We start from the raw sequence: 13,800 nt of genomic DNA, 5'->3' as shown, positions 1-13,800 counted from the left end.
AGTCGACCGTTCGGCCGCGCGCCACGCTCACGCAGGCCGCGGCCGACCGCAGAACCGGCACTACTTCCTGTCGGTCGGGACACAACGCGAACCCCAGACCCGCTTCCCAACAGGCTCTGCAGAGCGCTAGCGGTCCAATAGCCGGCCAGTGGCCAAGCAATCCTGCAACGCCACCCACCTGTTCATTCGCCCCCTTTTGACCCTCTCCGCACCGCTCCCGCATCGGTCGAAGCAACTGTCGATGCTCGGCGGCCAGCGGGCGGGCTGGAAGTTGGGGTTGGGGAGGATCGTTGCCGGACTTGCAGAGGGTTTTCGCCCAGTCCGGGCGCAAACCCCCCCACAGTCGACGTCTCTCGCGGTGTTGCGGGGTCGGCTTGCAGGCGATTGGACGCCCACCCGTCCGTGCGCGCTCAACCATTCACGGGAGCGTCAGGGGCCAATTTTCTTCTGTTCGCAACATAGCGCGCGGAACTTCCGTCTCTGGTCGCCAGTTGTCCCAGGTGGACGTGACCAGACTGAGGAGATCATGAGCAAGCGTGCGGAACAGAAGTCCGAAGCCCGGGAGAAGGCGGCGGCTCTGGCTGCCACCCAGTTGCGCGCTGAGCGCCGTAGGCGTCTCCTACTCGCTCTCGGTGCCGTCGCGGTGGTCGTCCTCGTGGTCGGCGGTCTGGTCATCGTCCGGGTCGCCGGTGGTGGCAAGAAAGAGACCAGCACCGGCCCGTCCGGCGCGGCCGACACCAGCCTGATCTCCATGCTCGCCGGCATCCCGCCCGAGACCTTCGCGGCGGTGGGCAGCGACGGCGTACAGGCTGCGCCGTCAGCTATCACCGCCCCGGCATTGACTGCCGGCGGCAAGCCCAAGGTTCTCTACGTCGGTGCCGAATTCTGCCCGTACTGCGCCGCGGAGCGCTGGCCGGTCACGGTCGCGCTCTCCCGGTTCGGGACATTCAGCAACCTGGGCACGACGCACTCCGCCAGCGCTGACGTCTATCCCAACACCGCGACGCTCTCGTTCCACGGCGCGAGCTACACCAGCAAGTACCTCGCCTTCACCGGCGTCGAGACCACCACCAACGAAGAGGTCAACGGTCGCTACGCCCCGCTGGACACCCTCACGGCCGAGGACCAGAAGACCTTCGACACCTTCAACCAGCCGCCGTATGTGAAGAGCGGCGGCTCGATCCCGTTCATCGATCTGGGCGGGAAGTATGTCTCCGCCGGCGCGACCTATACCCCGGAGGTCTTGGCCGGGAAGACGCAGAGCGAGATCGCGAACGCCCTCAAGGATCCGGCCAACCCGATCGCGAAGGCCGTCGACGGCTCGGCGAACGTCTACACGGCCGCGCTGTGCCAGCTCACCAAGAACCAGCCTGCCGCCGTCTGCTCGACGGACGTGGTCAAGGCAGCGGCCGGCAAGCTCGGGAAGAGTTGACCTGTGCGCAAACCGCTGGGCTGGCTCCCGTGGACGACACTTCTGCTGTCCATCGCCGGGGTCGCGGTCGCGGCGTACCTGACCTATGAGCACTTCACGGCCGGCACGACGCTCGCCTGCCCGGACACCGGCGTGGTCAACTGCATGAAGGTCACCAGCAGCGAGTACTCCGAGCTGTTCGGCATCCCAGTCGCACTGCTCGGCCTGGGGTTCTTCGTCGGCATGGTGGTGCTCTCGCTGCCACCGCTGTGGCGTACGCCGTCCCCGTGGCCCGGCCGCCTTCGACTCGCCGCGGTCATCATCGGGGTCGTCTTCGTCTGCTACCTGATCTGGGCCGAACTCTTCCGCATCGACGCCATCTGCCTATGGTGCACAGTCGTCCACGCCCTCACCCTCGTGCTGTTCGGTCTCGTGGTCGTCCGCCAGGCCCTGCCACCGATCGAGCACTGACCAGACCCCACCGTTCATTCGCCTCCTTTTCACCCTCTCGCGCCTCGGCTCGCGCCGGCGAACGGCCGCCGAATGGTGAAAAGGGGGCGAATGAACGCAGTGGATGGGTGGTGCCCGGGCCCGCCCCGGCCCGCCTGGTACGCCGGTACGCCGGTACGCCGGTACGCCGGTACGCCAGCGACTGCGACCGGGCCGGCTTCTGCGGCTGGCGGCCGAAGGGTCGGCGACGACGAGACCCCTGGGCACCCATGCAGGAAGGGTCGGGGCGCCCATGCTTACCGGTCTCCGGCCAGCAAACGGTTCCCCCGGCGTGTCGGGGCCTCGCCGCCGGGTCGTGCGTGCGCAGCCGTCCGCGCCACTGACAGGTTCGCCCCTTCGCCGAGGGGTTCGCCCCCTCGCTGAAGGGTTCGCTGTCCGTTGAGGGGTTCGCTATCCGTTGATGGGTTCGCTATCCGTTGTGGGGTTCGCTATCCGTTGAGGGGTTCGCCCGTTGGTCTACCAGTGGGTGATGCCCCGCGGGCAGGGGTAAGCCCACCGATTGGTCCCCGGAGCGGGCGGTTGCCGACGGGGCTCTTTGCTTTCAGCCCTTGAACTTCTTGACCGCTGCCACCAACTCGGCCGGCGTCTTACTCGTGTGCTTCTTGATGATCGCCGCGTACGACGCCGGGCTGGTACTGCGCAACGCCAACTCGGTGTAGAGCGAAGCCATCCCCTTCACGCCCTCGGCGGACACCAGGTACTCCGTCGCCCACCAGGCCTGCCCGTACGACCGGTCGCCGTTCGCGTCGAACTCGGGCTCCCCCGGCAGCACCTTCATCGACGGCAGGTACTTCGCCTTGACCGTCTTGCGGTAGGGGTCGACCGTCCAGTGCGGGTCGTCCTCGATCGACCGGCACCGCACGTACTCCGCAACGCCCTCGACCAGCCAGATCGGCGTACGGACGCCGATCGGCACGGTCGCGACGTGCGTCATCTCGTGCACCAGCAGGTCCTCGTCGAGGTCCTTGCGGACGGCCGGGTTGATCACGATCCGGCTGCCCACCGGCACGACCGCCTTCACGCCCAACGGCTCGCCGTCGTACAGGGTGACGGCCTTCGCCGCGATCGTCCAGCCGGTGCCGGTACCGGTGGTCCAGAGCAGCGACATGACGTGCGGGTCGGACATCGCGACCACCATCACGGCACCGTCCCACGGTCGCGGCCAGTGCCGGCGTACGGCCGACACCGCGGTCTGCGAAACCCCGGCGATCTTCTTGCCTAACGCGGCCTCGGTCTTGTCCACCACCACGACCACCTTGCCGCGACGGATCACCGTGACCGGCTGGAAGTCCCACGCCTGCCGGTGGCCGTCGTCGCTGAGGGTCTCCTCGATCGCGTCGTCCGCGACCAGGATCCAGCGGCCGTCCCGGACGGCGAACGTGTAGCCGAGGTCGGTCTGCACCTGCTTCGGGTCGAGACCGGCGAGCTGGTACCGCATCATCACCCTGGTCGAGAAGGCGTTCTTGCCGTACTTCTCCTCCATCTGCGGCGCGCTCCGCTCGTCGGCGACGAAGTACCGCAGGGTGGAGAACTGGAACTGCCGGAGATTGCCGAACAGCACCCGCTGCTCGGCGACCAGCTTCGGCTGCTTGGGGTCGACCGAAGCCAGAAACTTCTTGGGATCACCCTTCAGTACGGCGGTTGCGCGCTGAGCAAGGATCGCGTCGAGCGCGGCCTTCCGGGCGTTCCCCGAGATCCCCTGGCTGCCGGCCGTCGCCTTGGACGCCGCCGCGGTACCACCTGGCGCGGAGCCGTGATCCAGCCTGGCCGCGACCACGATCCCCGTAGTACTGGCCAGAACTAGCGCGGCCGCGCCCGCCAACAGGCGTCCCCGCTGCATCCGCATGCCCCGCTCTCCTTGCCCGCCCCGGTCCCAGCCGGAGGGATCCTACCCTCCAGCTCCGTCGACGGGGAGAGCAAAGGCCGCGTCCCCGGGATCGATCCCAAGGACGCGGCCGGACGGTCGGCCGAAACTAGACCGGAGCGTTTTCGCCCGTGCGTTCGGTCTGGCCCACGCGGCTCTTGCGGTAGCCGTAGATCGCGTAGATGACGAAGCCCAGCGCCATCCAGATCGCGAACCGCAGCCAGGTTTCCAGGGACAGGTTCAGCATCAGGTAGATGCAGATGAGCGCCGCCGCGATCGGCACCACCGGGTTGCCGGGAACCCGGAACGAGCGCCGCACGTCGGGCCGGCGCTTGCGCAGCAGCGGGACCGCGATCGAGACCAGGGTGAACGCGGCCAGCGTGCCGATGTTGACCATCTCCTCCAGCTTGCCGATCGGCGTCACGCCGGCCACGATCGCGACCAGGAGCCCGATGCCGATCGTCAGCTTGTACGGCGTACCGAACTTCGGGTGCGTCTTGCCCAGGTTGGCCGGCACCAGGTGGTCACGACTCATCGCGAAGACGACCCGCGCGGCGCCGATCATCAGCGTCAGCACGACGGTGGTCAGACCGGCGACCGCACCCGCGGAGATCAGCGTCGCGAAACCGGGCCGGCCGACCGACCGGAACGCCTCCGCCAGCGCCGCCTCGCCGCTGATGTCGGTGTACTTGACCATGCCGGTGATGACGATGCAGACCGCCACGTAGAGCACCGTGCAGATCGCCAGCGAACCGATGATGCCGCGGGGCAGGTCGCGCTGCGGGTTCTTGGCCTCTTCCGCGGTCGTCGCGACCACGTCGAAGCCGATGAAGGCGAAGAACACCAGCGAGGCACCGGACACCAGGCCCATCACGCCGAACGTCGACGGGGTGAACCCGAACAGCGCCTGGAACAACGGCGTCGTGATCGTCACGTCGCCGCTCTCGGCCGGCACGCTCGGCGGGATGAACGGGGTCAGGTTCGAGCCCTTGATGTAGAACAGGCCGGCGATGATCACGAACAGCACGACGAACAGCTTGACCGCGACCAGCACGAGGTTGACCCGCAGCGATTCCTTGATTCCGATCGTCGCGAGAATCGCCAGCACCACCACCAGCAGCATCGCGAGCACGTTCACGTCGCTGTCCGGCCCGATCGAGTCGGGCCAGCCCAGGCCTATCTGGTCGAGGAACAACGCGGCGTACGTCGACCAGCCCTGCGCGACCACGCTCGCGCCGAGCATCAGCTCGAGCAGCAGGTCCCAGCCGATGATCCAGGCGAAGACCTCACCGAGGGAGAAGTAGGAGAACGTGTACGCCGAACCGGACACCGGCACGGTCGAGGAGAACTCCGCGTAGCACAACGCGGCCAGGCCGCAGCAGATCGCCGCGAGCACGAACGACAGCGCGATGCCCGGACCGGCGAAGGACTTGGCGGCCCGGCCGGTCAGGGTGAAGATGCCTGCGCCGATGATGACGCCGATGCCGAAGACGGTCAGGTCGAGGGCGGTGAGGCGTTTCTTGAGCTGGTACTCCGGTTCGTCGGTGTCCGCGATCGATTGCTCGATCGTCTTCTTTCGCAACAGGCTCATGACGCCTCCTCAGCTCGGACGGAACGCTCCGAGCCTGCCAACCTGACGGCACGAGGTCAAACCGGCACTCAGCGTTGCGGTTTGTACTCCTTGAGGTAGATCCAGAGCGTCGCCTCGGTGAATCCGGTCCGGGTCAGCAGGATCCGGTCCCGCGACGCCTGGTCGGTCCCGTGCCGGGCGAGATCCTCGTACAGGTCCTCGACGGCGGCCAGTCCGAGGCGTTTCACCAGGAAGCGCACGGCCAGCCAGCTCACGCCGTACACGTCGGCGCTGTTCTGGTAGAAGCCCGCGTCCGACGGCAGCGCGGTCAGCAGTGGGAGCGCCTCGTCGATGACCTCCTGTTCCCACTTGACGACCTCGCCGGGCCCGCTGATCGCCTCGATTCCCCGCCAGGACACGTATTCCGCGGCGCCCTCGGCCAGCCACAGCGGCTCGTAGCCACCGAGGTCCGCGGTCGCCACATGCGTGATCTCGTGCGACAGCAGGATCTCGTCGATCCGGTCGCGTTCCTTCGGGTTGATCACGATGTAGGCACCGGCGACGGTTCCGTCGGCGGTTTCCTGACCGGGCAGCGACGAGAACGTCGAGCCGGCACTCGCCGCGGACTCGATGTCCTCGTCAGCGAACCGAGCATCCCGTACGTCGGTGTCGTCCAGTGCCGCGATCAGGACGGAGCCCCGCCATTTGCGCGGCCAGTAGGCGGTGACCTCGGTCAGTGCCTCGTTGGCCTCGGTGAGGATCGAGCGGCCGCGCTGGGTGTCGCCCTTGTCGACCAGCACCAGCACCCGCGGGGCGCGATGCACCTCGAAGCGACCGAGATCCCAGGGCTCCTGGTGCGCGCCCGGTCCGAGGTCCTTGTCGAGATCGTTGTCGTCGGCCATGATCCAGCGGCCGCCGCGGTGCACGAAGGTGTACCCGAGCTCGGTGGTCACCGGCGTCAGGTCGACCCTGGGGATCTGGTAGCGCATCAGCACCCGGACCAGGTACGTCGAAGCGCCGTGCTGCCGGACCGCTTCCGCGTCGAACCGCTCCTCGGCCTGGCTGTAGCCGATCTCGTCCAGGCTGAGCTCGACCAGGTTCGCGAACAGTACCCGCTGCTCTTTGCGCAGCTTGACGTTCGCGGGGTCGATGTCCTGCAGGAACATCCGCTCGTTGACGGTCCGGACCGCCTTCGCGCGCCGGAGCAGGATCGTGTCGACGGCCAGCCGGCGGGCAGCGATCGCGGCGGCCGTCTTGGACGGCGGCTTGGTGCCCCCGTTCGGCTGAGTCGCCGGCGGCTTGGTGAGGGGCGCGCTCGGCCTGGCCCGGGCATCCCGCTCCCGGTCCTCGACCGCATAGACCACGCCCGCCGAGACCACGGCCACAGCGATCAGCAGGCCCAGCCAACGGCGGGGCCCCTGTGGCGGAGCCTGAGCGCCGGGCGGTGCGGCGCTAGGTGTTGTGGAACTCACGTCGGGTCGATTCCTCCGGTCCGCCCGTCTGCTACAGCCCGGCTACCCTACTCGCTCCAGCCGATTCCACCACCGACACGCCGGGTATACAGCTTGCCCTATGTCAGGCCGCGGCTGCCCTGAGTGCTTGGAAGAGGCCTGTTTCGGTGACTCCGAGGTGTTCGAGCATGATCCGGTTGCGCGCGGCCTGGGTCGAGCCAAGGGCCGCCAGCTCCTGGTAGAGCGTGCCGACCTCGATGCCGCCGTACTTGGTGAACAGGTAGTCGACCGCCAGCCAGGACATCGGGTACGAGCTGTTCGAGTCCTTGAAGAACACCCGGTCCGCCGGCAGCGCCTTCGTTTTGACCAGGTACTTCGTCCGGACCTCCTTGCGGTACTTGTCCAGCGCGAGGTCCTCCTCGCCGGCCATCGACAAGAACTCTACGTACGTCGCCGCGCCCTCGACCAGCCACCTCGGCGCGAATGCCCCGTACGGCGCGGTCGCGACGTGCGTGAACTCGTGTGCCAGGGTGCGCGCGTCCACCTTGGCCCGGTTGCGCGGGTTGATCACGACGTACGAGTCGGCCCGCTCCCCCATCGCCGTCGCCTCGCCGGGCAGCGTCCGGTAGACCCAGGTCGCCATCGCCAGCGCGTCCTCGGCGTTCTTCGGGACGGTGTAGTCGGCACCGCGAACGATCTTGTCGTCCAGCGCGATCACGACGCCGGAGCCCGTCCAGCCACCCGGCCAGCTCTTGCTGACCGCCTGCACTGCGCTGACCGCCTTCGCAGCCAGCTCCTTCGCGAGCTTCGCCTGGTCCTGCTCGACCACGATCAGCACCCGCGGCGCCCGCTTCACGAGGACGTCGCCGAGATCCCACGCCTCTTGGTGTGAGCCCCGCGGGAGCAGGTGATCCATGTCCGAGTCGGCGACCAGCAGCCAGCTGCCGTCGGGCTTCTGGGTGAAGGTGTAGCCGAGCATCGTTCGTACGGGCTGCGGGTCGATGCCCTTGAGCTGGTAGGTCATCGCGACGCCGACCAGGTACGTCGACGGGCCGTACTTCTCGACGAGCCGCTGGTCGAACTGCTCACTGAGCAGGTCGTAGCGCAGGCTCTGGAAACCGAACTGGCGCAGGTTGGCGAAGAGCAGCTTCTGCTGGGCGACCAGCTTCTTGTTCACGGGGTCGACGTCGCGCAGGAACGCGGCTCCATCGTTCAGCCGGACCGCCTGCGCGCGGCGTACCAGCACCTTGTTCACCCCGGCGGTGCGGGCGGTCTCGTCGATCTCCGGCGGACCTGTCGTCTTCGTCGGCGTGATGCCGACCTTGCCGGCGTCGGTGCCGGACCGGTGCAGGGCGAGGCCACCGGCGACAGCACCGGCCACGAGAACCAGCGACAACAGCAGAGGCCAGAGCCGATGCTGCCGGGGAGCCGCGGAGTGACGCCCCCTCGCCGGTCCCCCGTCAGGCCCCGCCCGGCCTGCCGCTCGCGGTGTCTGGCTCACTGGTGATCGCGTCCCCTTGATGCTTTGCGATCATCTCTATCACGTCCCGGGCCAGCCCCTGACCCGTCAACCCGATCGCCTGCAGGACGGCATCGCGCTTGGCGTGCTCGAGGAACTCCTGCGGGATCCCGAAGTCGCGCACCGGTGTGGTCACGCCGGCGTCGCGCAGCGCCTGCGAGATCGCCGCACCGCATCCGCCGGCCCGGCCGTTGTCCTCGATCGTGACGACGAACTTGTGCTTGCCGGCCAGCTCGGCCAGCTTCGGGTCGACCGGCTTCACCCAGCGCGGGTCGACCACGGTCACGCCGAATCCCTGTGCCTGCAGCCTGTTCGCCACATCCACGGCGGTGGCCGCCATCGAGCCGATACCGATGATGAGTACGTCGGTGCCGGTGCGGACCAGGACGTCACAGCCACCGACCCGGTCGATGGCCTCGATATCGGGGAACACCTCGCCCTTCGCGTACCGCAGTACGGTCGGGGCGTCGTCGACCTCGATCGCTTCGTTCAGCAGCTCGACCACGCGGGCGCCGTCGCGCGGCGCGGCGAGCCGGAGACCGGGAACGATCTGCAGCAAGGACATGTCCCACATGCCGTTGTGGCTCGCCCCGTCGTCGCCGGTCACACCGGCCCGGTCGAGCACGAACGTGACACCGCACTTGTGCAGCGCGACGTCGAGCAGCAGTTGGTCGAAGGCGCGGTTGAGGAAGGTCGCGTAGAGCCCGACGACCGGGTGCATCCCGCCCATCGCGAGGCCGGCGGCACTCGTCACCGCGTGCTGCTCGGCGATGCCGACGTCGAAGATGCGGTCGGGGAACTCCTGCGCGAACGGGGCCAGCCCGGTCGGGTGCAGCATCGCGGCGGTGATCGCGACGACGTCCGGCCGGCGGTGCCCGATCTGCACGAGTTCCTCGCCGAACACATCGGTCCAGCCGCGTGGCTTGTTCTTCGGCCGGACCTGGTGGAAGTTGTCTTCCTCGTCCTGCTCGGCGGCGGCGTACCCGAAGCCCTTCTGGGTGACCGCATGCACGATCACCGGGCCGCCGAACGCCTTCGCCTTGGCGAGCGCGTCCTCCATCGCCTGCCGGTCGTGACCGGCCACCGGGCCGACGTACTTGAGGCCGAGGTCCTCGAACATGCCCTGCGGGGCGAGCATGTCCTTCAGGCCCTTCTTGACCCCGTGCAGCACCTCGTACATCGGGGCGCCGACGTACGGCGTGCGGCCCAGGTTGGTCTTCACCAGGTCGAGGATCTTCTCGTACCGCGGGTTGGTGCGCAGGCTGGTCAGATGCGTCGCCAGCCCGCCGACGGTGTCGCTGTAGGAGCGGCCGTTGTCGTTGACGATGATGACGAGCTTGAGGTCCTTGGCGGCGGCGATGTTGTTGAGCGCCTCCCAGGCCATCCCGCCGGTCAGGCCGCCGTCACCGATCAGCGCGACGACGTGCCGGTCTTCTTTTCTCAGCCGGTACGCCTTGGCCAGGCCGTCGGCGTACGAGAGGGAGGTGGAGGCGTGGCTGTTCTCGACGATGTCGTGCTCGGACTCGGCCTGGCTCGGGTAGCCCGACAGGCCGCCCTGCTGACGCAGCGTGTCGAACTTCGGCGCGCGGCCGGTGAGCAGCTTGTGGACATACGTCTGGTGGCCGGTGTCGAAGACCAGCCGGTCCCGCGGGGACTCGAACACCCGATGCATCGCGAGGGTGATCTCGACCATGCCCAGGTTGGGGCCCAGGTGGCCACCGGTCCGCGACACCGTCTCGACCAGCACGTCGCGGATCTCCGAGGCCAGCTCCCGTAGCTGAGGATCGGTCATCCGTTTGAGGTCCGCCGGCCCTCCGACCATCTCCAGCACGCCCATCGAGCTCCTCCGCAGGTTGTCCTCGAATGCTTGAGTCTATGCACGGACAGCGACGATTCCGAACCCGGCAGGTCTCGAAGGTGGATTTCTCACACTTCCCACACATCCTCGGTTTGCCGACGCGGTGCGCTTGCTCGCTTGTGATGCCGACCTCACCTAGGGTCATCGGCATGGAGATGGTGCGAACACTCTTCTGCAAGTACGACGGCAAGCCACACCGCCTCCTCGAATCGATCCGTCTCGGCGAGGACGACCACGGCCTCTGGGTAGGCTCCCTCCCCGGCTCGCGAGGCCAGCGCGCCGACGGCACCTGGGTCACCATCGACCACCACCGAGTCCGCCTCTACCCCCGAGGCCAATGGTGGAGCGCCCTCTTCAACGACACCCCCCACCCCACCCAGATCTACTGCGACATCACCATGCCCCCGGTCTTCGGCGTCGACTCGGTAACCGCGGTGGACCTGGACCTAGACATCCGCCTACTCCGCGACGGCACCATCAAAGTCATGGACGAAGACGAGTTCGAGACCCACCAGAAGCTCTACTCCTACCCACCCCAGGTAGTAGCCACCGCCCAGGCAACCTGCGCCTGGGTAGTCGCCAACATCGCGGTCTCTGAACCCTTCACCACGACCTACAAAACCTACCTGGAGAAACTCCGCTCCCTGGCCCTCACACCCTGAGCAAGCCTTCGTCGTACCAGACGTCCTCATACCCGGGCGCGATCAGGAACCGCCACCCCGGCGGCAAGGCCAGATACTGACTAACCTCCGGCCGCCACAACCTCAGATGCTCGACATGGACCGGTTGAAAGAAGTCTGCGTCCCACGAGAACTCCTCACCCGCCCAGAGGTACCAGCCGCAGGTATCCCCTTCCATCGGATGCCGCAACCCATTGAGCGGCCACACACCAGCCTCCCGCACCCCACGCGCAACACCGGCCACAGCCAACGCCTCAGCTCCCGCAGGCACCACACCGAAGCGCTCGCACAACTCACTCACTCATCCACCACCCATCGCCCGTACTTCGTCCGCATGCGCAGTAGCGAATCGGCACAGGAGGTGCGACCTACCTAGCGCCGCCCGTGACAGCCTGTACCCGGTCTGTCTTGATCACGACGGCAAGTTCCTACCCAAACGCCCTCGCCGATAGTCCTGGACGAATTCTTGAACGCATCGAGCGCACTGGGTAGATCGCTGGGACCGCACCGAGCTTCAAACATTGAGCCGGTAGAACGCCAATAGATCCAGCGTTGCTCACCTTCGTCGGTTTGCGCCAATCAACGACGAACTCGTCGAGCTCTGTACCGTCGATTCGAACATCCAGCGCCCAACCAGGATTATCGAGTGTCGCGATCTTGATACCGTCGTGGTGCTCCCAGTCACCGTCGCAGTGCATTGCAAACCAACTGACCATGAACTCAAGAGCATTTGATGTCATCGCGGAACCTCCCAGGACTCAGCCGGATGAGCACCGGCGGGAATGTGGGGCGGCACTCTGGCTTGCCGTTCAACCTCTCGAAGGCGCCCTCGTACTGCGTCAACCGCGGCGCCGCTCGCGTCAGCCGCAAGACCATCAGGTGACAACCTCGCCTCGAAGATGCGCCGCCACCACAGCGTCAAACCCTAGATAGGCCGGTCCTAGGAAATCATGTAGAGGCGCTTCAGAGATCACATCAAGTCCTACCGCCACGCGGCCAGCATTCTCGCCCGCTGCGCGGTACACGGCCTCCGACTGCACCGACCTCGTCGCGACAGCGCAGAGCGCCTCAAATACTCGCGCATCTATCAGCCGCCCAAGCCGTGCCATTGCCGCGACGCGCTCACCCTCCGGCGCGGACTCCGACACCGCAGTCCAGAGGTCGTCCTGCCACGAATCGCTCTCCATGCCGCGCTATCTCCCAAACAGATCTCATCGACACAGTCCCGGACCCGCCACGCCATGGCGGTCGAGGCCACCGTACCGAATAGCTCTGGCTCGGCTCCGGTGAGAACATTCGCGCGGCTCCTTGTGACCTCCAGCGACAGCCAGCGACGCATTTACGGCGGCACCACGGCTATGCCGCCGGCTCGGCGCTGCGGCGGGGATCCCAAAACGGCACGCCCGCCTCTTCCCAACGTTTCAGCAACGCGTCGGCACCGTGCTCAATCGTGAACCGGCGCTCGGATTCGAAGACCGGCACCACCTGAAGAAACTCGATGTGAACCCCACCGTCCAGCGTGTGCGCAGGCAAGAGTCTCGGCAGGCTGCCGCAGGACCAGGAGCGCACGCATATCAGCGCAAGGCCACATCAGCTCGTCGACCGGAACCGTGGCTCATGATCGACACGCAAACCCTCTCGCCGTGCGAAGAGCCCCAATGCAGCCAAAGGCGACGCACTGCCATCGCGGCCAGGCTGGAGCCCAACGAAGTACTCGACGCGATGCCCCCGCTCAGCACCTGGCATGTCCTCCGCGCTGGAACCTAGCGTCGCGTAGAGGTCGACACTCTCACCAGTGGCCGCCGCCCACTTGAGAACCGCGATCTCGCGAGCCCCAGTTCGGAACACAGCCTGTCGAGAGGCCGACCCCACCGACCTTGATAGCCAGCGCGGCTACCCATCCAGATCCCAGCGGTGCTCTGCTCGAAGCTGCCGCGCGGCCTCGCCACTCGGGTCGAGTTCCTTGGTCTCCGTTACCGCCCCGTCCGCACTGAAGTGCCGGGCCAAGACGCAGATCCCATATTCGTTTGTTCTTCGGTCGTCAGGCGCCCCTGCTCGTCGAACTCTCTGCTCGTCCCGTGAAGAACGTTCTGGACGTACCGAGACTCGCCCTTCAGGACGCCTGATGGATACCAGTCCCTGGCCAGCCCCTCCTGGAGGCCTTCGCAGTAACAGATCTCCGACCTCCCCAGTTCTGCCGACTCCTCATCCCGGATCCACCGATGAGTTTGATGCTGTGAGCGTGCCGTAGATGGAGAATGCCCTTGCGTGGCGGGAGAATCGGGCTTGTCTAAGGTCCGNAGTCCACGCTCACGAAGGGCATCTCGTAGGTGCAACTGTCTCACATGTTCACGGCGACGTCGGTGGATGTCACGTTTGACGATCCGAATTTGATTGCTGATGCCGGGTTGGTGCCGGTGGTGGCGTTGGCCGGGCAGGTCGGCTTGCCGGAGTTGGTCGCCGAGCATGTCGTGATCACTGGTGCGGACAACGCGGCGGGGGCGAACCCGGCGGCCAAGGTGATGTCGCTCCTGGCGGGGATGGTGGCCGGGGCGGATTCGATCGACGATGTCGACAAGCTACGGCATGCCGGCAACCAGGTGGTGTTCGACCAGATTCGTGCGCCGTCGACGCTGGGCACGTTTCTGCGCGCGTTCACTCATGGGCATGTGCAGCAGGGCGATTGCAAAGTTGATCTGGCCGCGGCTGGCGTGTCGGTTTTGACTTGAGGTGGCGGCGTGCGTGGCGCGGGTGTGGAGACAGCGGCTCCGTTGGGATGCTGCAGGTTCCTACACCGTTGCCGCGTCGCAAGGAGCCGCTGTCGTGTCGTCATTGTCGTTGCTCGTGGGTGTGCTTGACCAGCCGTCGGAGATGGAGGCTCGGGCCCGACGCGATGTCTCGGGTTTGATGCGGGCATTGGAATCGGTTCCAGACCAG

12 protein-coding genes are annotated in these 13,800 nt (G+C 66.8%); 4 read left to right on the top strand and 8 right to left on the bottom strand.

Annotation, left to right across the window (positions count from 1 at the left end; translation table 11 throughout):
* Window positions 1-526 precede the first annotated feature (526 nt).
* Both A3ES_RS0144420 and A3ES_RS0144415 read left to right on the top strand, forming a co-directional pair.
* Window positions 527-1,432 (top strand): DUF929 family protein, encoded by a 906-nt coding sequence (locus tag A3ES_RS0144420; protein ID WP_020393301.1) that lies wholly within the window; start codon window positions 527-529, stop codon window positions 1,430-1,432.
* A 3-nt stretch (window positions 1,433-1,435) separates the two neighbouring features.
* Window positions 1,436-1,882, top strand: coding sequence for a vitamin K epoxide reductase family protein (locus tag A3ES_RS0144415; RefSeq protein WP_020393300.1), 447 nt, complete (start codon window positions 1,436-1,438; stop codon window positions 1,880-1,882).
* A 580-nt stretch (window positions 1,883-2,462) separates the two neighbouring features.
* Here the strand turns inward: A3ES_RS0144415 and A3ES_RS0144410 are convergent.
* The 5 genes from A3ES_RS0144410 to dxs form a co-directional block, all read right to left on the bottom strand.
* Window positions 2,463-3,767: a hypothetical protein gene (locus A3ES_RS0144410; protein WP_020393299.1), complete on the bottom strand. Its 1,305-nt coding sequence runs from the start codon at window positions 3,765-3,767 to the stop codon at window positions 2,463-2,465.
* Between the two features lie 127 nt (window positions 3,768-3,894).
* Window positions 3,895-5,376 carry an amino acid permease gene (locus tag A3ES_RS0144405; RefSeq protein ID WP_020393298.1) on the bottom strand — a complete coding sequence of 494 codons (1,482 nt, stop codon included), beginning with the start codon at window positions 5,374-5,376 and terminating at the stop codon, window positions 3,895-3,897.
* Window positions 5,377-5,444: 68 nt separating this feature from the next.
* Entirely contained in the window at window positions 5,445-6,827 is a 1,383-nt protein-coding gene (locus A3ES_RS0144400) for a gluzincin family metallopeptidase (RefSeq protein WP_026163789.1), read from the bottom strand.
* Between the two features lie 103 nt (window positions 6,828-6,930).
* A complete protein-coding gene (locus A3ES_RS0144395) occupies window positions 6,931-8,202 on the bottom strand; it encodes a gluzincin family metallopeptidase (protein WP_020393296.1) in 1,272 nt (423 codons plus the stop codon).
* A 64-nt stretch (window positions 8,203-8,266) separates the two neighbouring features.
* Window positions 8,267-10,162: a 1-deoxy-D-xylulose-5-phosphate synthase gene (dxs, locus tag A3ES_RS0144390; RefSeq protein ID WP_020393295.1), complete on the bottom strand. Its 1,896-nt coding sequence runs from the start codon at window positions 10,160-10,162 to the stop codon at window positions 8,267-8,269.
* Window positions 10,163-10,332: 170 nt separating this feature from the next.
* Between dxs and A3ES_RS0144385 the strand changes: the two genes are divergently transcribed.
* Window positions 10,333-10,845 (top strand): DUF402 domain-containing protein, encoded by a 513-nt coding sequence (locus A3ES_RS0144385; RefSeq protein WP_040457191.1) that lies wholly within the window; start codon window positions 10,333-10,335, stop codon window positions 10,843-10,845.
* On the opposite strand, the gene A3ES_RS0144380 is transcribed toward A3ES_RS0144385, so the two are convergent.
* From A3ES_RS0144380 to A3ES_RS0144365, 3 genes are all read right to left on the bottom strand, one after another.
* Complete coding sequence (locus tag A3ES_RS0144380) at window positions 10,835-11,164, bottom strand: immunity protein Imm33 domain-containing protein (protein ID WP_020393293.1); 330 nt, start codon at window positions 11,162-11,164, stop codon at window positions 10,835-10,837. The genes A3ES_RS0144385 and A3ES_RS0144380 overlap by 11 nt on opposite strands.
* Before the next feature lie 127 nt (window positions 11,165-11,291).
* Entirely contained in the window at window positions 11,292-11,603 is a 312-nt protein-coding gene (locus tag A3ES_RS53300) for an Imm53 family immunity protein (protein WP_083934104.1), read from the bottom strand.
* A gap of 616 nt (window positions 11,604-12,219) precedes the next feature.
* The gene (locus A3ES_RS0144365; protein WP_020393290.1) at window positions 12,220-12,432 is read right to left on the bottom strand and encodes a suppressor of fused domain protein; all 213 of its coding nucleotides are present in this window, start codon (window positions 12,430-12,432) and stop codon (window positions 12,220-12,222) included.
* A 776-nt stretch (window positions 12,433-13,208) separates the two neighbouring features.
* Here A3ES_RS0144365 and A3ES_RS0144360 point away from each other — a divergent pair.
* The gene (locus A3ES_RS0144360; RefSeq protein WP_020393289.1) at window positions 13,209-13,592 is read left to right on the top strand and encodes a hypothetical protein; all 384 of its coding nucleotides are present in this window, start codon (window positions 13,209-13,211) and stop codon (window positions 13,590-13,592) included.
* The last annotated feature ends 208 nt before the right edge of the window (window positions 13,593-13,800 follow it).

This window comes from Kribbella catacumbae DSM 19601 (assembly GCF_000372465.1).
Lineage (GTDB): Bacteria > Actinomycetota > Actinomycetes > Propionibacteriales > Kribbellaceae > Kribbella > Kribbella catacumbae.
Note: the sequence above shows the minus strand (reverse complement) of the source record. Positions and strands in the feature narration are given on the sequence as shown.